Here is a 26,322-nt window from a genome sequence, read left to right as displayed (position 1 = left end):
TTGCAGCTTCGCATCAATGTCGAATGTCTCGCGATGTTGCGACGAAATTCGCCGCTTGTTGCTTGTCGTTCAGGGTCGGCCACCCATGTCCGGGGCCGTCGGCGCCGACAAGGGCGTCAAACACAAGGAAGATTTTCGATGCGTAAGCTCACGGTTCTTGCCGCCACCGTCGCTGCTTTTGCTGGCGCGACAGCCGCCTCGGCGCAGACCGCCCCCCTGCCGGCGCAGCCCTATCTCGGCGTCACCGGAGGCTACCATGAGCTCGACGGCGGCGACGAGCTCGGCAACTACGATATCTCGACCGGAGGCGCCATCTTCGGCGTTGTCGGGGGTGTCGACTTCCCGCTGTCGGAGGCTGTGAAGGTCGGTGTCGAAGGCAACTTCAATGTCGGCACCGGTCGTATCGACAACGAATATGGCGTCGCCGGCCGCCTCGCGTTCCCGCTTTCGGAAACCAGCCAGGGCTATGTGCGCGGCGGGTATCAGTGGGTGAAGCTGGATGTGAGCGACATCCTGCCGACGCCGCCCGCGACGCTCGACACGACTGGCGGAGATTATCTGGTCGGCGCCGGCGTTGAATTCGGCGGTGCCCGCCTCGGCGGCATGAGTGTGCGGGTCGGCGTCGATACGCTCGGCTTCGACACCATTCGCGGGACGGCGGGTCTGATCTTCAAGTTCTGATCTCGTCAGCGCGACAACGCCAGATTGGAAGGGGGCGGTGGCGACACCGCCCCCTTTTCGTTACGGGCGGCGCGTGAACAACCCTCGCTTCAGCTTTTCCGTCCAGGCCACCGATGGTGCCGCGCGCCGCGGTGTCATCCACATGCAGCGCGGTTCGATCCAAACGCCCGCCTTCATGCCGGTCGGAACCGCGGCGACGGTCAAGGCAATGCGCCCGGATGAAGTACGGGCGAGCGGCGCCGACATCATCCTCGGCAACACTTATCACCTCATGCTGCGGCCCGGGGCGGAGCGGCTCGAGCGGCTCGGCGGGCTGCACAGGTTCATGGGGTGGGATCGCCCCATCCTGACCGACAGCGGCGGATATCAGGTGATGAGCCTGTCCGCGCTGACCAGGCAGAGCGAAGATGGTGTCGAGTTCAGATCGCACCTTGATGGGTCGCGTCACCTCCTGACCCCGGAGCGCTCGATCGACATCCAGCGCCGCCTGGGCTCGGACATCGTCATGGTGTTCGACGAATGTCCACCCGCTGGCGTGGACCGCGATCGGGCCGCGGCGAGCATGCGTCGGTCGATGCGTTGGGCGCGGCGATCCCGCGAGGCGTTCGATGGCGATGCCGCCCACTCGGGGCGAGCGGCGCTATTCGGGATCCAGCAGGGCAGCCTCGATGCAGCGCTACGCCGCGAATCGTCGGACGCGCTGCAGGAGATCGGCTTGGACGGTTACGCCATCGGGGGTCTTGCGGTGGGGGAGGGGCAGGAGGCGATGTTCGGCGTTCTCGACAGCGCTCCCGCCATGCTACCCGCCGATGCGCCGCGCTACCTGATGGGGGTGGGGAAGCCGGACGATCTGGTCGGTGCGGTGGAGCGCGGCGTCGATATGTTCGACTGCGTCCTGCCGACACGGTCGGGTCGCAACGGGCAGGCCTTTACCAGCCTTGGTCCGGTCAACCTGCGCAACGCCCGGCATGCCGAAAGCCAACAGCCCGTCGACGCGCGCTGCGAGTGCCCGGTCTGCACGAGATGGACCCGCGCCTACCTGCACCACCTCGTCCGCAGCGGCGAGATCCTGGGAGCGATGTTGCTGACGCAGCACAACATCCATTTCTACCAGTCGCTAATGGCCGGGATGCGAGCCGCGATCGAGCAGCAACGATTTGTCGACTATGTCCGGCAGTTCCGGTCCGACTATTATGCGGCCGACCGAGACGATTGAACCACCGTCGGCACGGTGAGCGAATAGCGCCCGATCTCTTCATCGCGCACGACCTCCCGCCGCAACTGCCGCGCGAGGCCGGTCAGCACGCGGTCGTAGATGAGATGGTCTTCGGCGAACTCACCGCCGTGCCCGGCCAGCGCTCGGCTCGTGACGTGCAGCGCAATCTCGTCGGCACCGCGCATCGCAAGGTCGACATGGGTCGGGGCCGTGTCATCGATCAGATGGGCCAGCTCGACCAGCTCGGTCACGAAGAAGGCCGCCGGAAGGGCTACGTCCTGAACCACCCCGACCTCGGTCTGCGCGTCGATCGTCAACATATTCTTCGACGAGATCGCCAAGCTGCCGCCGAGACCAACCAGCAATTCCGACAGCATGGCGCCGAGATCGATGCCCCGCGCGCTTTCCGATTCGGCGTGGAGATGACGGTGCACGACCGCCAACGCCTCGACCCGTCGCTGGACGGTGCGGAAGACCTCATGCGCCGGCTTTGACCGCGTAGGCTGACGGCTGTGCAGGTTGATGAGGGACAGGATGATCTGGAGGTTGTTCTTGACCCGGTGGTGAACCTCCTTGGTCAGCGCCTTTTGCGTGCTAAGCGCTTGCGCCATTTCGGTCTGACTGTCCGCGACCTCACGCGTGAGCGCCTCGAAATTGTGACCGAGGTCGAGCACCTCCGGCGCGTTCATGAACCGCGGCGGCGGAGCCGCAATCACTTCGCCGGGGGTAAAATCCCGCATACGGCGGGATAGGCGCTGGATCGGGTCGAGCAGAATGCGGTCGGCGACGAACCATGCCATCCCCGCCGCAAGCAGCCACATGGCGAGCGGGGTCAGCAAGGTCGTCAGAACGTCGAGACGAAGCAGGACCGTCGGCGAGCTGGCGACGATCGTTGCTCCACCCGTCCCGGGGATCTGCACCGCCCGGCCACGTTCGGTGAATCGCCGGGGCCCACCAAGCAGGTTGCGCAGCGACAGCAGATCCTCCCCCGCGCGCAATTCCAACCGGTAGCGAGCGCCTGCGTTGATCGCCGGGGCCATCATCTCAAGAGCTGTGCCGCTGTAAACAGTGTCGAGCAGCGCACCGCCGCCAAGCGGAGTGGCAATGGCCGCTTCCTGCCGCGCGGCATCGATACGTAACGTGTCGGCGGTGACCGGCTGCTCGCCTGCCTCACCGGTGCAGAGGTCGCGCCCGCTTGCGCCATCGACCAGGCGGAGGCGTGCGCCTTCACGTGGGGGTCGCGTGCGTTGGACGATGACGCATCGATGATCCGCCGCGACCCCCAGCCGTGCAATCTGCGGGAGGGTGCCCCCAGCCGCCTCCGCGGTGACGAGCGCGCGCGCGATCGCCGCCCGGTCCTCGCGCAAGCGCAGGTCGGTCATCGCGGCCTGCCGCTGAGCGACCAGCGTCATCGTCGCGATCCGCTGACGTTCGTTATCCAGTGCGCTTTGCAACGCTGCAATGAACGACAAAAGGCCCACCGGCGCGAGCGCCACCAGAAGCGTGACGAGCAGCCACCGCGCGGTTTTCGATCCCGCTTTCCCGACCGCGCGCACGACCTGCTTTCTGAACTGCGGAATCCGGCCGGGAGGGGTCAGAGCAGTTTCGCCGACGCCCGGCGCTTGGCCAGTCAATCCAGTTGACGAAGCAGATCGAGGATCGAGTCCGGCACCGCTTCCGTCACGGTCGACTCATACGCGTTGCGGAGCGAGGCCGCGACGCGGTCCAGAGCTTCGCCACGCTCCCCGGAGCTTCGCCCCTTTGGAGACGCGCCAGCCTTCGATGCCGCAGCCTCCGCGGTACGCACCGCCTCACCGCCCGTCCGATCGGCATCGGGCCGGGGCGAAGCGGGGTCGGAGTGCGTGGAAGTGTGAGCCGGCATAGGAAAATGAGAGCCTCAAAAGGGGTCGATGGCTGGCGCTACTAACTTTTATGTAGGCGGGTAACTACTCCTGACGCCAAAGCGTTCCCGCATTTTTTCCCGCGACGGGAGGCTTGCTGAAGGTTCGCAGCGGGGAATTGGCGTGTCGCAGAAATGTCGTTAGGGAGGGTCCCGACTGCCCGCTCGCCGGGCCGATCACCATGGGCGTGAGGTACCGAACCCGCGTCTTCCTGGAACAGGACCTCTTATGTCGCTCGGTCAGAAGCTTGCTCCTTATCTTCCGTTCCTGCGCCGTTACGCTCGCGCAATGACCGGGTCGCAGACAAGCGGGGACGCTTTCGTCCGCGCAACGCTGCAGACGATCATCGAGGCGCCGGCCGATTTTGACGAAGGCGCGCCGCGCGTCGCCTTGTTCGAGCTGTTCCATCGCATCTGGTCGAGCGCGCATGACGACCGGGGGGATGAGGCGACGGGGCGCGATGCCGACGGGGACGAGGGCGTGGCCCGCGCCCGACTGGCATCGGTCACGCCGTTGCCGCGTCAGGCGCTGCTGCTGTCGGCGCTCGAGGGTTTCGGTCACGCCGACATCGCGCGGATCATCGATGTCGACGAGAGCGATGTGGACGACCTGATTCAGGAGGCCATCGGCGAAATCGACCGCCAAACCCGCTCGCGCGTTCTTATCATCGAGGATGAGCCGATCATCGCGATGGATATCGAATCGATCGTCCGCGACCTTGGTCACGATGTGGTCGGGATTGCCGTCACGCGCGACGAGGCGGTGTCGCTTGCACGCGAATCCGAGCCGGGTCTGATCCTCGCCGATATTCAGCTTGCCGACGACAGCTCGGGAATCGATGCGGTGGCCGACATTCTGGCCGAGGTCGACGTGCCGGTGATCTTCATCACCGCTTTCCCCGAGCGGCTATTGACGGGCGAGCGGGCCGAACCCACCTTTCTCATCACCAAGCCGTTCCAGCAGACGACGCTCAAGGCCACCATTGCACAGGCCCTGTTCTTCGACGAAGCGACGGTTCCGGCGAGCTGACCGTCACGGCCCCGTCACGGGCCGGCGTTATGCTCTAGCCGCCGGTCGAGAAGGGGGAAGACGAGTCCTTTGACAAGCGTGCAGCACGAGACGCCGCAGGTTGAGCGGACATCGCTCAGCGATGACGACTTCCGCACGCAGCTGGCCGAAGTCATTCCTCACCTGCGTGCATTTGGGCGCAGCCTCGCCGGTTCGCGCGAGTTGGCGGACGATCTGGTACAGGAGGCACTGCTAAAGGCGTGGAACGCGCGCAAGCGGTTCCAGGCGGGCACCAACATGCGTGCGTGGACCTTCATCATTCTGCGCAACGCCTTTCTGTCGCAGATGCGGCGCAATCGCTTTCGCGGCGAGTGGGACGATCTGACGGCGGAACGCACGCTCGCGGCACCCGCCTCGCAGGATCGGCATGTTGAGCTGTCGGACCTCCACCGTGCGATGCAGCAATTGCCGACGGCGCAGCGCGAGGCGTTGATCCTGATCGGTGCCGGCGGCTTTGCCTATGAAGAAGCGGCAGAAATCTGCGGCGTGGCGGTCGGCACGATCAAAAGTCGCGTCGCGCGCGGCCGCGCCGCACTTGAAGCGCTGATCACGCGCGGCGAACTGCCGAAACGGACGTCGGACGATCTCGGCGGTTCGGCCGCAATGACCAGTATCCTCGGACAGGTCGACCAGCTCAGCGAGGGCTGACGCGTTGTCGGTTGCGCGCTTCGATCGTGGTGCCGCGATCGAGCGTGCCCGCGCTCATTCGCCATTTCTCGCGCATGTCGCTGAGCAAGCCCCGGACATCGTACCGCTGTTCGCGGAGCGCGGCCCGGACGCTGCGCTGGCGCAAGCGGGGACGCTGGACGGCGACCTTGCGTCTTCCTTGCGCCGGCGGCGCTCGCGCGTCGCGCTGATCGTCGCCTTGGCGGATCTGGCCGGCGAATGGTCGCTCGAGCAAGTGGTCAACACGCTCAGTGACGAGGCCGACCGCAATTCGGCGGCGGCGGCGCGTCAGGCCATGCTGGAAGTGACGGGCGTCGGGGACACTCACGGTTTTGCCATCCTCGCGCTCGGCAAGCATGGCTCGCGCGAGCTCAATTACTCCTCCGACATCGACCCGATCTTGCTGTTCGACGCCGAGCGCCTCCCGCCCGTGCGTCGGCGCGACCCGGCGGAGGTCGCGCTGCGCGTCGCCAAACGGTGGGTCGCGCTGCTCGCCGAGCGGACGGCCGAGGGATATGTTCACCGCGTCGATCTGCGCCTGCGGCCTACGCCCGAAGTGACGCCAATCGTCGTGCCGGTCGCAGGCGCGATCGCCTACTATGAATCGCAGGCGGTCGGATGGGAGCAGGCGGCCTTCATCCGTGCCCGCGCCTGCGCGGGCGATATCGAATTGGGCCGGGACTTCCTTCGCGAGATCGCGCCCTTCGTCTGGCGGCGTTCGGCGGACTTCGGGCAGTTGCGGCGCATCGGCGACATGGCGCGCCGTATCCGCGAAAACGCCCGGTCGACGCTTTTGGTCGGACCGGGATGGGACATCAAGAAGGCGCGCGGCGGCATTCGCGAGGTAGAGTTCGCGGCGCAGGCGTTGCAGCTTATCCACGGCGGGCGCGACGCGCAGCTGCGCGCGCCCGCGACGCTGGACGCATTGCGCGCACTGAGCGTCGCCGGGCACCTTTCCGACGATGATGGCGAAGCCTTGGCGAGCGCCTATCGCCGCTACCGGACGGTCGAACATCGCGTGCAGATGCGCGACGACCGCCAGACGCACGCGCTGCCCGTCGATCAGCAAGAGGCGCATGATGTGGCGATCCTCGCCGGCTGCGATGCCCCGGATGCGCTCTACACCGATCTTGCGCAGCATGCGGAGCGAGTGTCCGCGATTTTCCGCGATATTGGCGGGGTCGACGATGAAGACGCGATTGATCAACACGTGCCGCATGAGCGGGACGCCTTGATGGCGATGCTGGCGGCGATGAAGTTCGTCGATTGCGCCGATGCTGCGCGCCGCATCGAAGGATGGCGTTCGGGTGGCCTGCGGATTACCCGCTCCAACGCTGCCCGCGACGCGCTTGAACGCGTCCTCCCGCAAATCCTCCAGCGTGTGGCCAGTGCGCACAATCCGGATGGCGTGCTCCAGCGGCTCGACAGCACCTTTGCGGGCATGCCGAGCGCTTTGGGCCTGATCGAGTTGCTGCACGCGCGTCACGCGCTGATCGACACATTGGTCGCGGTTGCCGCGCATGCGCCACCGTTGGCGCAGGAGCTGGCGATCCGCCCGACGCTCATCGAGGCCATGATCGATGCCAACGCCTTTGACCCGCCGGACCATGCAACGCTCGTCCAGGCGATGACGCGTGGGCTTGATGAAGGGTATGAACGGCGGCTCGACACGGTGCGCCGGGTCGTCGCCGAGCAGCGCTTTGCGCTGGCGGTACAGACGCTTGAGGCGCGGACCGATGCGCTGGCGATCGGGCGCGGTTACGCGGTCGTGGCTCAGGCGGCGGTCGAGGTGCTGTGTGCGGCAACCATCGCCGAATTCGAACGGGCGCATGGGCGCATCGCCGGGGCGGAACTGGTCGTCCTGGCGCTCGGCCGGCTCGGGAGCGGCCTTCTCACTCACGCGTCGGACCTCGACATCGTGCTGCTGTTCACCACCGACGATTTGCTCGCGGAGTCCGATGGCCCGCGTCCGCTCGGCGCAACCGCCTATTTCAATCGGCTAGGTCAGCGGGTGATCGCCGCCCTGTCGGTACCAACCGCGGCTGGGCGGCTTTACGAAGTGGACACGCGGCTCCGACCGGAGGGCGCGAAGGGGCCGCTGGTGGTTTGGACCCGCGCCTTTGCGCGATATCAGCGCGAACAGGCCTGGTTATGGGAGCATCTCGCGCTGACGCGGGCCCGGGTGATCTTCGGCTTGGCCGCCGCACGTGAGCAAGTGGAACGCGCCATCGACGATGCGCTCGGCAAGCCACGCGACGTGGCTGCCGTGCGGACAGAGGCTGCGGCGATGCGCGAGGAGATGGCGCGGCACAAATCGGCGCGCGGGCGGCTCGACGTGAAGCACCTGTCGGGTGGGCTGATCGACGCCGAATTCGCGGCGCAGGTGCTTCAGATCGTTCATCGCACCCCCCCGGAGCCCGATCTGTCGAACGCGTTGGCGTCGCTGGTCGAACGCCGCCTTGCACCCGCGGACGTCGTAGGTGCGCATCAGCGGCTGACGCGCGTGCTCGTCGCGGTGCGCTTGATGGCGCCCGAAGGCGACGTATCGGATGAAGCGACCCGCGCCCGCATCGCCGTCGCGGCGGGCGCCGACGACTGGGCGACGCTGTCTGGAGAGATCGACTGGGCGCGTAACGTGGTCGCACGCTGGTGGCGAAACGTGAGGGAGGCGACATGATCGTTGGAGAAGCATTGCCCGCAGTGTCGCTGCGCACCCGTGCTGGGACCGCATTCGAGACGGCCAGTCTCGTCGGCACACCTTGCGTCCTGTTCCTCTATCCGCGCGCCGACACGCCTGGCTGCACCCAGGAGGCGCTCGACTTTACCGGCCTGCGTGAGGACTTCGCATCGCTGGGTGTCCGGGTGATTGGCGTATCCAACGATCCCCCTGCCAAGCTCGACCGATTTGCGGAGCGACGCGGGCTATCTGTCGAGCCGGTGTCGGATGAAGACGGCGCCCTCATTAAGTCGCTGGGGGCTTGGGTCCAGAAGAGGCTGTACGGGCGGTCGTCGATGGGTGTCGAACGGTCGACGTTTCTAATCGACGCCAAGGGCATCATTCGGCGAATCTGGCGCAAAGTCCGGGTGGCAGGCCATGCGCAGGAGGTGCTCGAAGCTTGCAGAGCAGGCGAGTTAGAGTGAGCCGACGCCCGCTAATGGGCTCATTTGAACGGTTCGCCGTGCGACGACCGCAACTCGACGCAGCTTTGACCTGCGTTAGTTGCCCGGTAAACACTTCACTCGCATGACGGTTCCCGAGCGGGGACCGAAACATCGGCCGATCAGAAACCCACCTGGAATCGCGCTTTCCCACGGTTCCAGCATGGCAAGGCTGAACGAGTTTATGCGAGCGACCACCCTTCGACTGACCGCCCTGGCGTTTCTTGGATTGACCACCGCGGCGAGCGCCAACAGCGCGCCGAGCGTCCCCCCGGTCGACATGGACAGCCCCGACACCGTCGTCGACACCGCCGAAGCCGCCGCCGCGGTGGGTCGCGCCGACAACGTGGCGGCGGCGTTTGTCGCGGCGAGCCCGACGCTGGCGCAGCGGGTCAATGGCGGCGCTTCCGGCGACACCCGATTCCGCACGCTGTTTTCGGCTTGGCGCAACATGGATGGCCCGGCCGCGCAACCGCTCGCCATTCCGTCGCGCAAGCCGGTCGATGCGATGTCGCTGACGTCGATGTTTGGTGTGCGCAACGATCCGTTCAACGGTCGCCGCGCTCGTCACAACGGCATCGACATTCCTGGCCCGACCGGCACCCCCATTTACGCTACCGCGGACGGCATCGTCGGCCGTGCGCAATGGGTCAACGGCTACGGCAACTTCGTCGAGCTGGAGCACGGCACGTCGCTGCAGACCCGCTATGGCCACCTGTCGCGCATCATCGTGCAGCCCGGTCAGCGCGTGCGTCGCGGCGACCTGATCGCGCTGATGGGCTCAACCGGCCGTTCGACCGGCCCGCACCTTCATTACGAAGTCCGCATCGCCGGCGCTCCGGTCAACCCGACCCCCTTCATCGCCGATGACGGCGTGATGGTCGCAGCGGCCGGGCATGGCCGCAGCGCGGTTGGCGGCCCGCGCGAATAAGATCGCAGCGCCCCTCTCCCAGTTTCGACGCGCGTCGCCTTGCTTGAGGTGGCGCGCGTTTCTATTTGTCGGGTGTGGACATGACCGCGCTCCCCACCCTCACCGCCAGCGCCGCCAGCCGCGTCGCAGCAATTGCTGACCGACAGGGCCGGCCGGCACGTCTGCGCCTAGCCGTGGATGGCGGCGGATGTTCGGGCTTCACCTATCGCTTCGCGCTCGACGAAGGGCCGGAGGAGGGCGATCAGATGACCGCGACGGATGGCGTGGAACTGGTTGTCGACCCCATCAGCCTGCCGCTGGTGGCGGGCGCGGAGGTCGATTTCGTCGAAAACCTTGGTGGCGCGAGCTTCCGCGTGACCAATCCCAATGCGACGTCGGGCTGCGGCTGCGGCTCCAGCTTCGCCGCCTGACCCACCGCGTGCGCATCGCCACCTACAACGTCAACGGCATCAAGGCGCGGCTGCCGCGGCTGATCGAATGGCTCGGCGAAACGCAGCCCGACGTGGTGTGCCTGCAGGAACTGAAGTCCACCGACGAGACGCTGCCGATCCGCGAGGTCGCGGAGGCCGGCTACCAGGGGGTGTGGCACGGGCAGAAGGGGTTCAACGGCGTCGCCATCCTCGCGCGCGAACAGCCGATCGAAGTTCAGCGCGGCCTCGAGGGCGATCCGGACGATGATCACAGCCGCTATATCGAGGCGGACGTCGCGGGGGTTCGTATTGCGGGACTGTACCTCCCTAACGGCAATCCGGTGCCGGGGCCGAAGTTCGAGTATAAGCTGCGCTGGATGGAGCGTTTGCAGAAACGCGCAGACGCGCTTCTCGCGGAGGAGCGGCCGACGGTCATCGCCGGCGATTTCAACGTCATCCCGTTTGACGATGACGTGTTCCGTCCCGAAGCGATGGCGTCCGACGCGCTGATGCAGCCTGAATCGCGCGCGGCATACCGGCGCCTGACCGCGTCGGGCTGGACCGACGCGCTGCGCAGCCGTTTCCCGAGCGGGGGCGTGTGGACGTTCTGGGACTATCAGGCAGGTTGCTGGCAGCGTGACGCCGGTTTTCGCATCGATCATTTGCTGCTCAGCCCGGCGCTTGCCGACCGGCTGACCGACGCCGGGGTGGACAAGGCGCACCGAGGACGCGAGCGTGCGAGCGATCACGCGCCGACCTGGGTTCAACTCCGCACCTGACGCGACGTTACAGAGCCTTCTCGTAAATGGTGTAAGTCCGGTTGATCCGGGCGCCGATCGCTTCGGCAATCGCGTTCATCCCCTGATTGTCGTCGAGGATCCAGCCGATCTCCCCTCGCGTTGCGCCATAGTCTGCGACGGAAGCGCGGCGAATATATTCGATCATCATGAAGGCGAGCTGGCTCGCAAGCCGGCTTGCCTGCAGGCGTTTGACGACGCCCATCAGCGGCACGCGCATCGTGCGCACCTTGGGCGCCCGCAGCCACCACAACAGCCGCGCCCAGTTGAATGGCAGCAACGAGCCATCGAACTGCGCGAGCTTTTCGTTGATGTTCGGCAGGACGATCATGAACGCGACCGGCTCGCCCTCGACCTCGGCGACACGGATCAGGTCTTCAAAGACGATCGGCTTCAGCTTCTTGCCGACATAGGCGATCTCAGCGTCGGTGAGCGGCACGAAACCCCAGTTGGACGACCAGGCGTCGTTGAGGATGCCAAGAATCAGCGCCGCTTCCTCATCGAAACGACTCTTGTCTACTTTGCGAATCCGGATGCGCGAGCTTCTCTCGCCGCTGGCGACGATGCGCTGGACGATCTCCGGGAACGGCTGGGTAATGTCGACGTCCCAGGTGTGCAGCGCCTTGGCTGCCGTATATCCCGCCGCTTCAATCCAGCCCTGATAGTGCGGGCGATTGTGGCCCATCATCACGGTGGGCGGGTGGTCGTGCCCGAGGGTGAGGAGGCCGGGCTCATCCCAAATCGACAGCGAGAGGGGACCGAGCGCGCGGGTCATACCCTGTTCGCGCAGCCTCGCCTCCGCCGCGGCGAGCAGCGCTCCGGACACGTCCGCATCCTCCGCCTCGAACAGGCCGAAGTTGCCGGTGCCGGGACCCATGCCCTGCTCGGCCGGTTGCGCGAGCGCGAGGTCGTCGAGGTGCGCGCTGATGCGTCCGACGGGCCGCCCGTCGCGCCGGGCGAGCATCAACTGCGCGCGACCATGCCCGAACCATGGGTTCTTCGCCGGATCGATCAGCCCCTTCATTTCATCGCGAAGTGGCGGCACCCAATGGGGGTCGCCGCGGTTCAGTCGATAAGCCAGATCGATGAATTCGCGCCGTTCCAGCGGAGTGCGGACGTTGACGATCTCGATTCCCGCGTCCGCCATATTATATGCTCCATGACTGCGATGGCTGGGCCAGCCGCCGGGTTAAGCGTGGCGTCACGCGGCTTCAAGCAGAGCGACGTCCAAGAGGATCGGATCGATGAGTTCGAGTATGAGCGGGGCAGTGGTTCCGGGCGTGGATGCCGCGGTGATCGATGCGGAGGAAGCCGGCGTAAAGACCAGCGCGCCCGTGCGCCCCAGCCGTTCGCCCGAAGACCGTGCGATGCTGCGCACCGCCGCCGAACTGACCCGCGACCTCAACGCCGCGAAGCCGTCGATCTACTGGCCCGACTTTCTGGGATCTGCGCTGCTCGGCTACGCGGCACTTGCTGTCGCGGTCACATCGGCGAGCGTGCCGCTGGCGATTTTCGCGGGGCTCGTGTCGGTGCTGGCGCTGTATCGCGCGGGCAGCTTCATTCACGAGATCACCCACATGAAGCGCGCGCAGGTGCCGGGCTTCTGGTGGGGTTACAATCTCGTTGTCGGCATTCCGCTGCTGATCCCGTCATTTATGTATGAGGGGATCCACAACCTCCATCATGCCAAGACGCGCTACGGGACGATCGAGGACCCCGAATATCTCCCGCTCGCGCGCATGAAGCCCTGGACGGTGCCGGTATTCGTGCTGGTATCGGCGCTCGGCCCGATTGCGCTGCTGTTTCGTTACGGCATCCTCACGCCGCTGTCGCTGGTGGTCCCGCCACTGCGCAAGCGGGTGGTCGAGCGCTACTCGGGGCTCGTCATCAACCCGGACTTCCGCCGCCGCCCGGCGGAGGGCGGAGCGCGACGCGAGTGGGTGATCCTCGAAACGCTCGCGAGTGCCTGGGCGATCGCGGTGATCGTCGGCGTGGCGACGGGGTTCATCCCGCTCAAGACGTTCCTCATCGCGCTGGCGATCGTATCGGCATCGCTCGTGCTCAATCAGATCCGCACGCTCGTCGCGCATCTGTGGGATAATGACGGTGAGGTGATGAGCGTGACCGAGCAGTATCTCGACAGCGTCAATGTGCCGCCGCCGGGCCTGCTGCCCGCGCTGTGGGCGCCGGTCGGGCTACGCTATCACGCGCTCCACCACCTGCTGCCGGGTGTGCCCTACCATGGGCTGGGTGAGGCGCATCGGCGGCTGAAGGCGGCCTTGGGCGATGGCTCGACCTACGACCGCGCCAATTATCGCGGGCTGCCGGGTCTCGTGGCGCGGCTCGTAGCGGCGCCGGTGCGGAATTATCGGACCGAGCCGCGACGCTGAGCGCTCATTCCTCGGCGCGCAGGAGAACGAGCTCGCCGATCAGCGCGAACAGCGCAAACGGACCCCACGCCGCGAGCCACGGCGGGTAGGCGCCAAGGTTACCCATCGCGATGCCGAAGTTGCTCGCGACAAAATAGCCGAAGCCGAGCGCCATCCCGACCGCGGCGCGCACCAGCGTCTTGCCCGACCGCGCGAGCCCCATGCCCGCTACCGCGCCGAGCAGCGGCATCAGCACTGCCGACAGCGGCACCGCAAATTTTGAATGCAGCGCGGTCTTGAGCTCTTGCGTCGGACGACCGGCGGCGTCGAGCGCAGCGATCGCTTGGCGCAAATCGGCCACTCCCAGCGCTTCGCCGTTGACCGCTTCGAGCGTCAGCCGTGCCGGTGTCATGTCGAAGCGCCGCTCGATCGTGCCCAGCTCCTCGACGCGGCCGGAGACGGGGTCGAAGCGTCGCGCGCCTTCGAAGCGCCAGCGCTCCGGAGCGATCATCGTGGCGCGGCGAGCCGACAGGATGGCGATGACGCGGTCCGCTTCCCGCTCGTAGATGGTGAGGTTGCTGGCGCTGAATGCGGCACCTTGGCCGCCCGCCGTGTCGGCGGCGACCAGCATGTCACCGCTGCGCACCCACAGATTGTTGCGGACCCCGGTGTCGCGTGGCAGCTCGCGAAACTCAACGCGCTCCCATGCCGCCAGCCGGCCCGCGGCGGGCGCAACGATGCGATCGTTGAACGCGAAACTGACGGCGGCGACGAACAGGGCGGCGAGAAACAGCGGCGCGAGGATCTGGTGCGCGGACATCCCGCCCGCCTTCATCGCCACCACCTCGCTGTTCTGGTTGAGCGTCACCAGCGTCAGAAGCGTGCCGAGCAGCACCGAAAAGGGCAGGAACGTGGCTACGATCTGCGGCAGGCGTAGCGTCATGTAATGCCAGATTTCGGCATCGCCGTTGCCCGGCGTCGCCAGGATCTTCCCGCTCTCGGTCAGCAGGTCGAGTGTCTGCAGCACGAGCGCCAGCATCGCCAAAATGGCAAAGGTCCGCACCAGGAACAGTTTGGCCATGTAGAGCGCGATGCGTCGCGACGGGAAAAATCGCAGCAGGTTCATGCCGGCGCCTTCCCCGCGCGCCACCGTCGCAGCCTTGCGCCGAGGCCGGCAAAGACACGCTCAAGCGCGCCGATCGGCTGACCGCCCGGCTTGTAGGCGAGGGTGTAGAACATCCAGCCGTAGAGGAGGGTGAACAGCACGAACGGCCCCCACAGCGCGAGCACCGGGTCGGTCCGCCCAAGCGCAGCCACGCCCGCGGCATATTCATTCACCTTGTGCTGCGCGACGAGAATGATGATCGCGAGGAAGACGCCGAGCGCGGAGGTCGATCGCTTCGGCGGCACAGCGAGAGCGATTGCCAGCAACGGCAGCACGAACATCGCGGCGACTTCGACCATGCGAAAATGAAAATTGGCGCGCACCACCGCACGCTGTGCGTCAGGCGTTCGGTCATCCTCCCCGACGCGGACCAGTTCGGGCAGAGTAAGCTCCTGATCACCGGTGCCGCGGCTGCGGAACCGTTCGCTTTGCGGCAGAGGGATGGGGAAGTCGTGGCTCGAGAAGCTCAGCGTGCGCGGTGTGGGGAAATCAGGCCCATCGTGGACCAGCATGCCATCGATCAGCCGCAGCACGACGGTGTCGCGGTCTTCGGTGGCGAGGAAGCGCCCGCTCGCCGCGCTGGCGGCGATGCTCTGACCATCAGGCAGGCGAAAGCGCGCGAACATGCCCGACAGCTTTGCCCCGTCATCCTCGCTGCGTTCGACCCGCAGGGTGAGGCGGTCGCCCATCTTCACGAACTCGCCGACCTTGATCGAAGCGCCCAGCGCGCCGGTCCGCAGTTCATAACGCAGCCCTTCATAGGCATATTTGGCGACCGGCTGGACATAGCCGACGATGGCGAGATTCACCGCGGCGAGTGCGAGGGCGTAGGCGAACGGGGCCTTCAGCAGCTGCGTGTAGCCAAGGCCGACCGCGCGCATCGTGTCGAGCTCGCTCGACGTCGCCAGTTTGCGAAAGGCGAGAAGGATGCCCATCGTCAGCCCGATCGGAATGCCGAGGCTGAGATATTCGGGCAGCAGGTTGGCGAGCATTCGCCACACCACATTGACCGGCCCGCCTTCGGTCGCAACGAAATCGAACAGCCGCAACATCCGGTCGAGCACCAGCAGCATCGCCGCGAGCAGCATCGTCCCCGCCAGCGGCGCGGCGATCAGCCGGGCGATGTAGCGGTCGATCGCTGTCCAGGAGAGCTTGCGCAGCAGGAATGGCGCTTTCGAAGCGGGTGGGAGGTAACCGCTCGCCTAATCGAAAGCGCGCCTGCGGCAAAGGGGTGAGCGTCGTCGTTGTGCGCGTTGCCACGATCGCCGCGCGGGGCTACCGCGGCGGCCATGTTCGATCTTTCAGGCATGACGGCGCTGATCACCGGCGCAAGTGGCGGCATCGGTTCGGCGGTGGCGCGAGCGTTGGCGGAGCAGGGCGCGCGGCTCGCGCTGTCGGGCTCCAACGCGGAAAAGCTGCAGGCATTTGCAGGCGAACTGGGCGGCGATCACGTCACGATGACCTGCGACCTCAGCGACGGGGCGGCGGTGGACGCGCTGGTGCCGTCCGCGGTCGAGGCGCTTGGCGGCAAGCTCGACATCCTCGTCAACAACGCCGGCATCACCCGCGACAACCTCGCCATGCGGATGAAGGACGAGGAATGGGACGCGGTCATTCGCGTCAATCTCGAAGCCGCTTTTCGCCTCGCGCGCGCGTCGCTGAAGCCGATGATGAAGGCTCGCTTCGGGCGGATTATCTCGATCACCAGCGTCGTCGGCGTCACCGGCAATCCGGGTCAGGCGAACTACGCCGCGTCCAAGGCCGGACTGATCGGCATGTCGAAGGCGCTCGCCGCTGAGGTTGCCAGCCGCAACGTGACGGTCAACTGCGTCGCTCCGGGCTTTATCGCCAGCGCGATGACCGACGCGCTGCCCGACGCGCAGAAGGACGCGCTCAACGGCCGAATCCCGATGGGGCGGATGGGTGAGGGCGCGGATATCGGCGCCGCCGTCGCTTACCTTGGCAGCCGCGAGGCGGGGTACGTCACCGGCCAGACGCTGCACGTCAACGGCGGCATGGCGATGATCTGAGCTTTCCGCCGCCCTCCCGTCATCGGCGTGTCGTGCGCTGCGAACCCCTTGCAGGGGCGCGGGGAGGCGGATAGGGCAGCGCCTGAATTTCTGTTCATACGAGCAAGGACTGTAACCATGAGCGACACCGCGACCCGGGTGAAGAACATCGTCGTCGAGCACCTCGGCGTCGAAGCGGACAAGGTCACCGAAGAAGCGAGCTTCATCGACGATCTGGGCGCGGACAGCCTCGACATCGTCGAGCTGGTGATGGCGTTCGAGGAAGAGTTCGGCGTCGAAATTCCCGACGATGCGGCGGAAAAGATTTCGACCGTGAAGGACGCGATCGACTTCATCGACGCCAACAACGCCTGACCCGCGCGGCGCTGCGGCGCCGATGGCGGACGATCGAAGGCGGCGTACGGGGAACCCGGCGCCGCCTTTTTCGTGCGCGACCGACGGGAGATACGCCCCGCCCTCGTCGCCAAGGCGCGCCAGGCGGGGAGCGTCGCCGCCTTGTCGACCCCCTGCGCTTGCGACTAGAAGCGGCGGCAGCACAAACGGGAGTTTCGCATGCGGCGCGTAGTGGTGACGGGGCTGGGGCTGGTGACACCGCTGGGGGGTGACGTCGAAACGACCTGGCGCAATCTGATCGACGGCAAGAGTGGCGCGGCGCAGATCACGCACTTCGACGCCAGCAATCAGAAATGCACCATCGCCTGCGAGGTGAAGCCCAAGGATCACCCGATGGGCTTCGACCCCGACAAACGGGTCGATCACAAGATCCAGCGGCAGGTCGATCCGTTCATCGTCTACGGTATCGACGCCGCCGGTCAGGCGCTCGAGGACGCCGGCCTTACCGACATGGACGATGCGACCAAGGAGCGCACGGGCGTTTCCATCGGCGCCGGCATCGGCGGGTTGCCGGGGATCGAGCTCGAGTCGGTCAACCTGCACGAAAAAGGGCCGAGCCGCGTTTCTCCGCACTTCGTCCACGGCCGGCTGATCAACCTCGTTGGTGGGCAGGTTTCGATCAAATATGGACTGATGGGTCCAAACCACGCGGTCGTCACCGCTTGCTCGACCGGCGCGCATTCGATCGGCGACGCGGCGCGGATGATCAAGGATGGCGATGCGGACATCATGCTGGCAGGCGGTGCCGAGTCGACGGTCAATCCGCTCGGTGTTGCCGGATTCGCGCAGGCGCGCGCGCTCAACACGAGCATGAACGACCAACCCGAAAAGGCGAGTCGTCCCTATGACAAGAACCGCGACGGGTTCGTCATGGGCGAGGGCGCGGGCGTGGTCGTGCTCGAGGAGTATGAGCACGCCAAGGCGCGCGGCGCCAAAATCTATGCCGAGGTGGTCGGCTATGGCCTGTCGGGCGATGCCTACCACGTGACGGCCCCGCACCCCGAAGGAAAGGGCGCGGAACTGGCGATGCGCATGGCGCTCAAAAAGGCGGGGATGGAGCCGGGCGACATCGATTATGTGAACGCGCACGGCACTAGCACCATGGCCGACACGATCGAGCTCGCCGCAGTGAAGCGCGTGCTGGGCGACGACCTCCACGGCGCATCGATGTCGAGCACCAAGTCGGCAATCGGGCATTTGCTCGGCGGCGCGGGGGCGGTGGAGGCGATCTTCTGCATCCTCGCCATCCGCGACCAGATCGTGCCGCCGACGCTGAACCTCGACGATCCCGATGACGGGACGGAAGGCGTCGACCTCGTCCCCCATCACGCGAAAAAGCGCGAGGTGAAAGCGGCGCTGTCGAACAGCTTTGGCTTCGGCGGCACCAACGCCAGCATCATCCTCAAGGCGGTCGAGGACGCCTGATGCGCGTGCCGCGTCGGCTTGCTGCGGGGTTCGCGCCTGTGCTGCTGCTGCTCGCGGCATGCGGCGGCGCGCCGCGCGATATGGAGGTTTATATCCCCGAGGGCGCGAGCGTCGCGCGCGCGGGCGAAATCCTCGAAGAGGCGGGGGCGGTCGACAGCGCGGCGGCATTCCGCCGCTATGCCCAGACGCTTGGCCGCGGGGGTTCGATCAAGCCCGGCGAATATAAGATCGACAAGGGCATGAGCACCGCCGCGGTGCTGCGGCTGCTGCAGTCGGGCCGGACGCTACAGCGCTTCGTCACCGTGCCCGAAGGCATGCCGTCGATCATGGTGTGGGAGCGGTTGAACGCGACTCCGCTGCTCACCGGCACGATCGAAGTGCCGGCGGAGGGCAGCCTGCTCCCTGACACCTACGCCTATCGCCGTGGCGAAACGCGGTCGGCGGTCGTGCGGCGGATGCAGGCGGCGATGGACCGCGCCTTCGCGGAGGCGTGGGCCAAGAAAAGCCCGACCGCCTACCCGCAGAACCGGCTTCAGGCCGTGACGCTCGCGTCGATTATCGAGAAGGAAACGTCGAAGCCGGAGGAGCGGCGGATGGTTGCCGGGGTTTACACCAACCGGCTGCGGCAGGGGATGCGGCTCGGCGCGGACCCGACCATCATCTACCCGATTACGCGCGGCAAGCCGCTCGGTCGCGAGATTCGCCGGTCGGAAATCGACGCGGTCAATGGCTACAACACCTATTCGATGGCCGGGCTACCGGTCGGGCCCATCGCCAATCCGGGCCGCGAATCGCTGCGTGCGGCGCTCGATCCGCTTGCGACCGATAATCTCTACTTCGTCGCCGACGGCACCGGCGGGCACATCTTCGCGCGCACGCTGGCGGAGCATAACGCCAATCATGCGCGGTGGCGCGAAATCCGCGCTGCAAAGGTCGCCCGCGAAAACGCGTCCTAATCTGTCCGAAGGAACTGCACCATGATCGGCCAACCAGTCCCCGACATCTGCCTCAAAACCCGGGTGCGCGACGAAAGCGTCGGCGGCGACAACCCGTTCCGCTGGGAGGATGCGCAGACCGGCGAGCTGTTCGGCAAGGGGCGCATCGTCGTTTTCAGCCTGCCGGGCGCATTCACCCCGACCTGCTCGAACAGCCAGCTTCCGGGGTTCGAACAGCAATATGATGCGTTTAAGGCCGAAGGCGTCGACGAAATCTACTGCATCTCGGTCAACGACGCCTTCGTCATGTACCAGTGGGGCAAGGCGCAGGGCGTCGAACATGTGAAGCTGCTGCCCGACGGCAGCGGCAACTTTACCCGCCGCATGGGCATGCTGATCAACAAGGATCACCTCGGCTTCGGCATGCGCAGCTGGCGCTATGCGATGGTGATCGACGACGGCGTGATCACGCGGATGTTCGTCGAGCCCGGCTGCAACGACTGCGGCAGCGATCAGGACCCATACGGCGAAACCGACCCCGCCAAGGTACTCGCATGGGTCAAAGCCAACCCGGCGCGCGTCCGCGAGACGGTCGACGCCTGAGGTCGCGGGTCCGACCGGCCCGCTGATCGTCACCGCGACGCTCGGGCGGGCTGATTTCGCCTGGTTGGACGGCCTCCGCCGGGCGCATTTTCCGCCCGAGCGGAATGTGGTGCCGGCGCATGTCAGCCTGTTCCACCACCTGCCGCCCGCGCGATTTGGCGAGCTCGACCGGTTGATACGCGAGCTGACGCGCGGTACCGTGCCGGCCGCGATGCTTGAGCCGCCGCGCTCGCTCGGACGCGGGGTGGCGTTCGACGTGCGTTCACCTGAGCTGCTGGCGGTGCGCGAGGAGATCGCCGAACGCTTCGGGAGCGACCTCATCCCGCAGGATCGCTCCCGCCCGCGGCTGCACATCACGGTGCAGAACAAGGTCGATGCGGACACCGCTCACGCGACGTTGCGCGAACTCAGCGACGGATTTGCCGCCCGCCCGCTGGCCATCGCCGGCGTCGCGATCTGGGAATACCTCGGCGGGCCGTGGCGCGGGCTGGCGGAGCATCGCTTTCGCCGGCCAGCCGCTTGACCCCTGCGCAGGCGCTCCATATAGCCCCGCCGTCGCCGCACGCGGGCCATGCCCGCCGCGACGCGCCGATGGACGGCGGAGTAGCTCAGCTGGTTAGAGCAGCGGAATCATAATCCGCGTGTCGGGGGTTCAAGTCCCTCCTCCGCTACCATCGCAACTCAACTAAGCCGACACGTCGGATCGCGCGGGTGCTGTCGGGCGACGCTTTATCGCGTTACGCGATCGTGCCGATGCGGGCGGGGAGTGGTTCGACGACGAGCACGCCGCCGGTGGTCGCGACGACCTTGGCGCGGGTGCCGACGGGAAGGTCGGGACCGCGGGCGGGCCAGACGCTGTCGCCGACGGTGACGCGCCCGCGCCCGTCCTCGATCGCTTCGGCGACGACCACCGTCTCCCCGAGCAGTCGTGCGAGCCGGTCGTTGAGCAGCGGGTCTTCGCTCTCGTCTCTATCGTGGTAGGTAAAGCGGCGGCCGATATAGACCGACACAAGCGACAGCGCCGCAAACATGATCGCCTGCACCAGCAGCGGCAGGCCCGGCATAAGGAGAGCCGCCGCACCGGTCAGCAACGCGGCGATGCCGACCCACATCAGGAACACGCCCGGCACGACCAACTCGAGCAGCAGCAGCAGCGCTCCGCCCGCCAGCCACCAGCCGGTGGCGCCGGAGAGATCGAGCCCGTCCATCGCGATCAGCTACCGGCAGGTCGCTTGGTCGCCGGAACGACGGGGAGTCCGTCGGACCCGGTCGCATAGGCGGGCAGGGGATCGGTTGCCGATTGGCGTAGGGGACGAGCGGGCGGTTGCGGCGCGGGCTTGGTATCGCCGCCGACCGCGTCGCGGATCAGCTCGCCAATCCCGCCCAGCGTGCCGACCAGTTGCGTCGCCTCGACCGGGAACAGCACGGTCTTGGCGTTGGGGGAGGTGGCGAAAGCGCCGATCGCTTCGACATATTTCTGCGCGACGAAATAGTTGATCGCCTGGCTGCCCGATCCGGCGATGGCGTCGCTGACGAGTCGCGTCGCCTTGGCCTCCGCCTCTGCCTCGCGCTCGCGGGCTTCGGAGTCGCGGAACGCCGCCTCGCGGCGACCTTCGGCGGAGAGGATCTGCGCCTGCTTCTCACCTTCGGCGCGCAGGATGGCAGCCGCGCGAAGCCCCTCCGATTCGAGGATCTGCGCGCGCTTTTCGCGCTCCGCCTTCATCTGCCGCGCCATCGCGTTCGAGATGTCCGCGGGCGGGCGAATGTCCTTGATTTCGACGCGGGTGATCTTGACCCCCCACGGCGTCGTCGCGTGGTCGACCACCGATAGCAGCCGGGCATTGATCTCGTCGCGCTTGGACAGCGTCTCGTCGAGGTCCATCGACCCCATGACGGTGCGCAGATTGGTCGTCGTGAGCTGCATGATCGCGCGATAGACGTCGCTCACCTCATAAGCGGCCTTCGCCGCGTCGAGTACTTGAAAGAACACCACCGCATCGACCCCGACCATGGCGTTGTCGCGGGTGATGATCTCCTGCCCCGGAATGTCGAGCACCTGCTCCATCATGTTGATCTTGTGCCCTACGCGTTCGAAGAACGGCATGATGATGGTGAGACCGGGCTGCGCCACCTTGGTGAAGCGCCCGAAACGTTCGATGGTGTAGTTGAACCCCTGTCGCACCATTTTGACGGCGCTGAACAGGAACAGCACCGCCAAGGCGATGATGATGATGACGCCATAGCTCATGAAACGACCCCCGGCTGCGCCGGCGACCCGGGGCCGGTGCGTTGCCAGCGATGCTATCCGACCCGCTGCGGCCTGTCATGGAAAACCGTTGCTTGTCACGCTCCCTGTGCGGCGTCACAGGGGCGAGCGATGGGCAGACGCAAGTTGGGCGAGATCATGATCAAACGAACGATGTTGGGACTGTTGCTGCTGAGCAGCGCAACCGTGGCCATGGCGCGCGCGGATGCGCCCGTGACCGAGGCCGAGCTGCGCAACGATATCGCGGTGCTGGCCAGCGACGAATATGGCGGGCGTGAGGGGGCGACCCCGGGCGAGACGCTGACGCTCAGCTACATCGGCACTGCGCTCCATCGTTCGGGCTTCGCGGGCGGCATGGCCGACGGCGGCTGGTACCAGCCGGTACCGATGACGCGCATCCTTCAGCAACGCGCCGCAACCATGACGGCGCGGCGTCGCGACGGCACCGCGCTAACCATTGGCGACTTCGCCGCGCGCAGCGGGACGCAGGCGGTGCAGGGCGAATATCCGCTCGTCTATATCGGCGAGGGGCGTGCAGGCGACACGAGCGCGCCCGCCGGTGTCTCAGGCAAGGTTGTGTTGATGAGCTCGTCCCCGGCGGCGATGGCTTCGGCGCCGGCCCGCCGCGCCGCGCTCGAGGAGGCGGGGGCGGTTGCGGTGCTTGTCGCCGCGCCGGAGAATGTACCCTTCGCGGCCGCCGCGCGGAGCGTCACTGGTCGCCGCGTGGTTCGCACCGCCGACGTCCCGTCGGGTCGTCCCTTCGGGCTGGTTCCGGCGACGTTCGCGCAAGCGGTTGGCGCCACTGCGGCGGCGGAGAACCTCGACACTGCCCGCGACCTGGGCGTGACGGTGCGGCTCGACGTGCCCGCGGTCGCGACTTATCCGGCGCCGACCTACAATCTCGTGGCAAAGCTGCCGGGGCGGCGGCCGGAACGCGGCGCAATCCTGCTGACCGGGCACTGGGATCATATCGGTGCCGCCTGTCGGCCGGAGGGCGCGCCCGATCGCATTTGCAACGGCGCCGTCGACAATGCGAGCGGGATCGCGGTGATGCTGGCGGCGGCACGCCGGCTCGGAGCGGGGCAGCGCCTCGACCACGACGTCTATGTCGTCGCCACCGGAGCGGAGGAGCTGGGCCTCGTCGGCGCGCGCGAGTTCGTCGCCAACCTGCCGCTCCCCAAAACCAGCATCCGCGCCGTGCTCAACGTCGACACGGTCGCGATCCCGCCGCGCGGGGCGCCGATGGCGATCGTAGGCCGCGGCAGCAATCCGTGGCTCGACACGGTGCTTGACGACACCGCGCGCGCGCTGGGCCGGGCGGTCGACCCTGATCTCGAAGCGAACGCCTTCATCATGCGGCAGGATGGCGCCGCGTTCGTCGCCGAGGGCATTCCGGCGGTGATGGCCGGCGGCAGCTTCGCCGACATGGCACCGCTTCAGGCCTACCTCTCGGGCCCTTATCACGGGCCGGACGACGAGCTGACCGACGCCACCCCGCTGGGTGGTGCAGCGGACGACGCGGACCTGCACGTCGCAGCGGTGCGAGCGCTCGACCGGATGCCCTGACAGGCTGGCGCGGGGCGGCGCGGGCGGGTAGAGGCGTTGCCCGCCCGCCCCGCCACCAACCCAGGACACCCGCGCCGCTATGGATATCCGCCTTGGCCTGACGTTCGACGATGTGCTGCTGGTTCCAGCCGAGTCGGATGTGCTGCCGTCGAGCGCCGACACTTCGACCAGGCTGACCGGCTCGATCGAGCTCGCTATTCCGATCCTGTCGTCGGCGATGGACACCGTGACCGAAGCGGACATGGCGATCGTCATGGCGCAGCTCGGCGGCATCGGCGTCCTCCACCGCAACCTGACGGTCGAGGAACAGTGCGCTGCAGTGCGCCAGGTGAAGCGGTTCGAAAGCGGGATGGTGGTCAATCCGATCACCATCCAACCCGATGCGACGCTGGGCGAGGCGCGCGCGCTGATGCAGGCTAACCGCATCTCCGGCATCCCCGTCGTCGAAGCGGGCGGCAAGCTGTGCGGCATCCTCACCAACCGCGACGTGCGCTTTGCCGACAACCCCATGCAGCCGGTGCGCGAGCTCATGACCCATCAGTCGCTCGCGATTGTGCGGCCGGGCGTCACGCGCGACGAGGCGCGGCGGTTGCTCCATCAGCGCCGGATCGAAAAACTGCTGGTGGTGGACGATGACTTTCACTGCATCGGCCTCATCACCGTCAAGGATATCGAGAAGGCCGTGACCTACCCGGACGCGACCAAGGACGCGGCGGGGCGGCTTCGGGTCGCTGCGGCGACGACGGTCGGCGACAAAGGGTTCGAGCGCACCGAGGCGCTGATCGATGCCGAATGCGACGTGGTGATCATCGACACCGCGCACGGCCACAATCGCGACGTGGCGCGCGCGGTCGAGCGGGTGAAGGCGCTGTCCGATTCGGCGCAGGTGATCGCCGGCAACGTCGCCACCTATGACGCAACGCGCGCGCTGATCGATGCGGGTGCGGACGCGGTGAAGGTCGGGATCGGGCCGGGGTCGATCTGCACCACCCGGGTCGTCGCAGGGGTCGGCGTGCCGCAGCTGACCGCCATTGCCGACGCCGCGCGCGCCGCCAACGCGAGCGGCGTGCCGGTGATCGCCGACGGCGGCCTGCGCACATCGGGCGATGCCGCCAAGGCGCTTGCGGCCGGGGCGAGCTCGATCATGGTCGGGTCGATGCTGGCCGGCACCGAGGAGGCGCCGGGCGAGACGTTCCTCTACCAGGGTCGTGCCTACAAAAGCTATCGCGGTATGGGCTCGGTCGGGGCGATGGGTCGGGGCAGCGCCGATCGCTATTTCCAGGGCGACATCAAGGACCAGATGAAGCTCGTGCCCGAAGGGATCGAGGGGCAGGTCCCCTACAAGGGTCCGGCGCGCGACGTGGTCCACCAGCTCGTCGGCGGCATTAAGGCGGCGATGGGCTACACCGGGTCGGCCACTATCGCGGACCTGCAGCAGCGCGCGCAATTCGTACGCATCACCAACGCGGGCCTGCGCGAGAGCCATGTCCACGACGTGACCATCACCCGCGAAGCCCCCAACTACCCGACGCGATGACGCCAGCAGCGCGCGTCCAGGCGGCGATCGAGCTAACCGACGCCATCCTCAAGGCCGCGCGCGAAGGGAGCGCGGCGGCGGACACGGTGGCGCGCCGCTGGTTCGCCGAGCGCCGCTACGCCGGGTCGGGCGACCGCCGTGCGATCCGAGCGCTGGTCTGGCAGGCGATCCGCGCATTTGGCGAACCGCCCGCCGACGCTCGCGCGGCACTCGTGACGCTCGCGGACGCGGACCCTGCGCTCGCCGCGCTGTTCGACGGGAGTGCGCGCGGACCGGCAACGATCGCTTCAGGCGAGCCTCGCGCCGTGGCGACGCTGGCGCCGGGCTGGTTGCGAGCGCGGCTCGACCTGCTGATCGACGATGGCGAACTCCGCGCGCTGGTGGATCGCGCGCCGGTCGATGTTCGCATCCATCGGCCGAGGCTCACCACGGCCTTGCCCGATGGCGGAACGCCGCTGCCTGCCCCGCTCGATGGGACGCGTTATCCGCCCGATACGCAGGTCACCGAGAGCGCGGCCTTTGCTGCCGGGGCAATCGAGGTTCAGGACGCGGGCTCGCAGTGGATCGCGCATCTGTGCGGAGTGCGGCCGGGCATGCGCGCGATCGACCTGTGCGCAGGCGCTGGGGGCAAGACGCTCGCGCTTGCTTCGGCGTTGGTCGGAGAGGGGCGCATCGTCGCGTGCGACAGCGACCGGCGACGCCTCGCCGAGCTGCCGCCGCGGGCGCATCGGGCGGGCTTGGCCGACGTCATCGAAAGCCGCCTGCTCCACCCCGGCCGCGAGCTCCCGGCGCTCGACGACCTCATTGGGCAGGCCGACGTCGTGCTGGTCGACGCGCCCTGTTCGGGGAGCGGCACCTGGCGCCGCAATCCCGAGGCACGCTGGCGCATCACGCCCGACCGGCTGGCGCGGCTGACGGCATTGCAGGCGCATCTGGTCGGCGTCGCGGCGCAGCTGGTGCGACCCGGCGGCGCGCTGATCTACGCCGTCTGTTCGCTGACCCGCGAAGAGGGCGCGGGGCAGGTCGAGAGCTTCTTGGCGGGGTCCCCCGGCTGGCGTGCCGAGGATCCGCTGGCGGCGCTGGTCGGCCGACCCGCCGGCGGGGGACGCTTGCTCACGCCCGCGCATGATGGCACCGATGGTTTCTTCATGGCCCGGCTGATCCGCGGCCAAAGCGGCGAAGAGGGACATCGCCGGTGAATGAA

At 67.2% G+C, this 26,322-nt stretch carries 26 protein-coding genes and 1 tRNA gene; 20 read left to right on the top strand and 7 right to left on the bottom strand.

Features of this window, described 5'->3' with window-relative positions:
• Window positions 1-138: 138 nt before the first annotated feature.
• Both ACRYJK_RS06570 and tgt read left to right on the top strand, forming a co-directional pair.
• Complete coding sequence (locus tag ACRYJK_RS06570) at window positions 139-681, top strand: outer membrane protein (protein ID WP_482666739.1); 543 nt, start codon at window positions 139-141, stop codon at window positions 679-681.
• A 73-nt stretch (window positions 682-754) separates the two neighbouring features.
• The gene (gene tgt, locus ACRYJK_RS06565) at window positions 755-1,897 is read left to right on the top strand and encodes a tRNA guanosine(34) transglycosylase Tgt (protein ID WP_482666738.1); all 1,143 of its coding nucleotides are present in this window, start codon (window positions 755-757) and stop codon (window positions 1,895-1,897) included.
• On the opposite strand, the gene ACRYJK_RS06560 is transcribed toward tgt, so the two are convergent.
• Together ACRYJK_RS06560 and ACRYJK_RS06555 are read right to left on the bottom strand one after the other, a co-directional pair.
• Window positions 1,873-3,453 (bottom strand): sensor histidine kinase, encoded by a 1,581-nt coding sequence (locus ACRYJK_RS06560; protein WP_482666737.1) that lies wholly within the window; start codon window positions 3,451-3,453, stop codon window positions 1,873-1,875. The two genes, tgt and ACRYJK_RS06560, sit on opposite strands and share 25 nt — an antisense overlap.
• Window positions 3,454-3,527: 74 nt before the next feature.
• Complete coding sequence (locus ACRYJK_RS06555; protein WP_482666736.1) at window positions 3,528-3,779, bottom strand: NepR family anti-sigma factor; 252 nt, start codon at window positions 3,777-3,779, stop codon at window positions 3,528-3,530.
• A 247-nt stretch (window positions 3,780-4,026) separates the two neighbouring features.
• Between ACRYJK_RS06555 and ACRYJK_RS06550 the strand changes: the two genes are divergently transcribed.
• The 7 genes from ACRYJK_RS06550 (at window position 4,027) to xth (ending at window position 10,811) form a co-directional block, all read left to right on the top strand.
• Window positions 4,027-4,827: a response regulator gene (locus ACRYJK_RS06550; RefSeq protein WP_482666735.1), complete on the top strand. Its 801-nt coding sequence runs from the start codon at window positions 4,027-4,029 to the stop codon at window positions 4,825-4,827.
• A 69-nt stretch (window positions 4,828-4,896) separates the two neighbouring features.
• Entirely contained in the window at window positions 4,897-5,514 is a 618-nt protein-coding gene (locus ACRYJK_RS06545; RefSeq protein ID WP_482666734.1) for a sigma-70 family RNA polymerase sigma factor, read from the top strand.
• A 4-nt stretch (window positions 5,515-5,518) separates the two neighbouring features.
• Window positions 5,519-8,209 carry a bifunctional [glutamate--ammonia ligase]-adenylyl-L-tyrosine phosphorylase/[glutamate--ammonia-ligase] adenylyltransferase gene (gene glnE, locus ACRYJK_RS06540; protein WP_482666733.1) on the top strand — a complete coding sequence of 897 codons (2,691 nt, stop codon included), beginning with the start codon at window positions 5,519-5,521 and terminating at the stop codon, window positions 8,207-8,209.
• Complete coding sequence (locus ACRYJK_RS06535; protein ID WP_482666732.1) at window positions 8,206-8,673, top strand: peroxiredoxin; 468 nt, start codon at window positions 8,206-8,208, stop codon at window positions 8,671-8,673. Before glnE ends, ACRYJK_RS06535 begins: the two co-directional genes overlap by 4 nt.
• A 202-nt stretch (window positions 8,674-8,875) precedes the next feature.
• Entirely contained in the window at window positions 8,876-9,622 is a 747-nt protein-coding gene (locus ACRYJK_RS06530; RefSeq protein ID WP_482666731.1) for a M23 family metallopeptidase, read from the top strand.
• Between the two features lie 80 nt (window positions 9,623-9,702).
• The gene (gene erpA / locus ACRYJK_RS06525; RefSeq protein ID WP_482666730.1) at window positions 9,703-10,032 is read left to right on the top strand and encodes an iron-sulfur cluster insertion protein ErpA; all 330 of its coding nucleotides are present in this window, start codon (window positions 9,703-9,705) and stop codon (window positions 10,030-10,032) included.
• Window positions 10,033-10,040: 8 nt separating this feature from the next.
• Window positions 10,041-10,811, top strand: coding sequence for an exodeoxyribonuclease III (gene xth, locus ACRYJK_RS06520; RefSeq protein WP_482666729.1), 771 nt, complete (start codon window positions 10,041-10,043; stop codon window positions 10,809-10,811).
• 7 nt (window positions 10,812-10,818) lie between these two features.
• Here xth and ACRYJK_RS06515 read toward each other — a convergent pair whose 3' ends face one another.
• On the bottom strand, window positions 10,819-11,976 hold the full coding sequence (locus tag ACRYJK_RS06515; RefSeq protein ID WP_482666728.1) for an N-acetyltransferase: 1,158 nt from the start codon (window positions 11,974-11,976) through the stop codon (window positions 10,819-10,821).
• A gap of 97 nt (window positions 11,977-12,073) precedes the next feature.
• Between ACRYJK_RS06515 and ACRYJK_RS06510 the strand changes: the two genes are divergently transcribed.
• On the top strand, window positions 12,074-13,219 hold the full coding sequence (locus tag ACRYJK_RS06510) for a fatty acid desaturase family protein (protein ID WP_482666727.1): 1,146 nt from the start codon (window positions 12,074-12,076) through the stop codon (window positions 13,217-13,219).
• A 4-nt stretch (window positions 13,220-13,223) separates the two neighbouring features.
• Here ACRYJK_RS06510 and lptG read toward each other — a convergent pair whose 3' ends face one another.
• Both lptG and ACRYJK_RS06500 read right to left on the bottom strand, forming a co-directional pair.
• The gene (gene lptG, locus ACRYJK_RS06505; RefSeq protein WP_482666726.1) at window positions 13,224-14,324 is read right to left on the bottom strand and encodes an LPS export ABC transporter permease LptG; all 1,101 of its coding nucleotides are present in this window, start codon (window positions 14,322-14,324) and stop codon (window positions 13,224-13,226) included.
• On the bottom strand, window positions 14,321-15,523 hold the full coding sequence (locus ACRYJK_RS06500; RefSeq protein WP_482667412.1) for an LptF/LptG family permease: 1,203 nt from the start codon (window positions 15,521-15,523) through the stop codon (window positions 14,321-14,323). The genes lptG and ACRYJK_RS06500 overlap by 4 nt, the downstream gene beginning before the upstream one ends.
• A 129-nt stretch (window positions 15,524-15,652) precedes the next feature.
• On the opposite strand from ACRYJK_RS06500, the gene fabG reads away from it, so the two are divergent.
• From fabG to ACRYJK_RS06465, 7 genes are all read left to right on the top strand, one after another.
• Window positions 15,653-16,393, top strand: coding sequence for a 3-oxoacyl-[acyl-carrier-protein] reductase (gene fabG, locus ACRYJK_RS06495; protein ID WP_482666725.1), 741 nt, complete (start codon window positions 15,653-15,655; stop codon window positions 16,391-16,393).
• Window positions 16,394-16,510: 117 nt separating this feature from the next.
• Window positions 16,511-16,747 carry an acyl carrier protein gene (locus ACRYJK_RS06490; protein ID WP_482666724.1) on the top strand — a complete coding sequence of 79 codons (237 nt, stop codon included), beginning with the start codon at window positions 16,511-16,513 and terminating at the stop codon, window positions 16,745-16,747.
• Window positions 16,748-16,945: 198 nt separating this feature from the next.
• Entirely contained in the window at window positions 16,946-18,211 is a 1,266-nt protein-coding gene (fabF, locus tag ACRYJK_RS06485; protein ID WP_482666723.1) for a beta-ketoacyl-ACP synthase II, read from the top strand.
• A complete protein-coding gene (gene mltG, locus ACRYJK_RS06480) occupies window positions 18,211-19,167 on the top strand; it encodes an endolytic transglycosylase MltG (RefSeq protein WP_482666722.1) in 957 nt (318 codons plus the stop codon). Before fabF ends, mltG begins: the two co-directional genes overlap by 1 nt.
• A gap of 21 nt (window positions 19,168-19,188) precedes the next feature.
• Window positions 19,189-19,749: a redoxin family protein gene (locus tag ACRYJK_RS06475; protein ID WP_482666721.1), complete on the top strand. Its 561-nt coding sequence runs from the start codon at window positions 19,189-19,191 to the stop codon at window positions 19,747-19,749.
• Between the two features lie 64 nt (window positions 19,750-19,813).
• A complete protein-coding gene (locus tag ACRYJK_RS06470) occupies window positions 19,814-20,272 on the top strand; it encodes a 2'-5' RNA ligase family protein (RefSeq protein ID WP_482666720.1) in 459 nt (152 codons plus the stop codon).
• 74 nt (window positions 20,273-20,346) lie between these two features.
• Window positions 20,347-20,423 (top strand) — tRNA-Met (locus ACRYJK_RS06465).
• A 63-nt stretch (window positions 20,424-20,486) separates the two neighbouring features.
• Here ACRYJK_RS06465 and ACRYJK_RS06460 read toward each other — a convergent pair.
• Both ACRYJK_RS06460 and ACRYJK_RS06455 read right to left on the bottom strand, forming a co-directional pair.
• Window positions 20,487-20,957, bottom strand: a complete 471-nt coding sequence (locus tag ACRYJK_RS06460) for an NfeD family protein (RefSeq protein WP_482666719.1) — start codon at window positions 20,955-20,957, stop codon at window positions 20,487-20,489.
• A 5-nt stretch (window positions 20,958-20,962) separates the two neighbouring features.
• Window positions 20,963-21,997, bottom strand: coding sequence for an SPFH domain-containing protein (locus tag ACRYJK_RS06455; RefSeq protein ID WP_482666718.1), 1,035 nt, complete (start codon window positions 21,995-21,997; stop codon window positions 20,963-20,965).
• Window positions 21,998-22,153: 156 nt separating this feature from the next.
• On the opposite strand from ACRYJK_RS06455, the gene ACRYJK_RS06450 reads away from it, so the two are divergent.
• From ACRYJK_RS06450 to ACRYJK_RS06440, 3 genes are all read left to right on the top strand, one after another.
• Window positions 22,154-23,581: a M28 family metallopeptidase gene (locus ACRYJK_RS06450; RefSeq protein ID WP_482666717.1), complete on the top strand. Its 1,428-nt coding sequence runs from the start codon at window positions 22,154-22,156 to the stop codon at window positions 23,579-23,581.
• Between the two features lie 79 nt (window positions 23,582-23,660).
• Window positions 23,661-25,118 (top strand): IMP dehydrogenase, encoded by a 1,458-nt coding sequence (guaB, locus tag ACRYJK_RS06445; RefSeq protein WP_482666716.1) that lies wholly within the window; start codon window positions 23,661-23,663, stop codon window positions 25,116-25,118.
• On the top strand, window positions 25,115-26,317 hold the full coding sequence (locus ACRYJK_RS06440; RefSeq protein ID WP_482666715.1) for an RsmB/NOP family class I SAM-dependent RNA methyltransferase: 1,203 nt from the start codon (window positions 25,115-25,117) through the stop codon (window positions 26,315-26,317). The genes guaB and ACRYJK_RS06440 overlap by 4 nt, the downstream gene beginning before the upstream one ends.
• Window positions 26,318-26,322 lie beyond the last annotated feature (5 nt).

It is taken from the genome of Sphingomonas sp. BLHR8, from assembly GCF_056821725.1.
The sequence above is the reverse complement of the archived record's forward strand: the minus strand, read 5'-3'. Positions and strand labels throughout refer to the sequence as shown.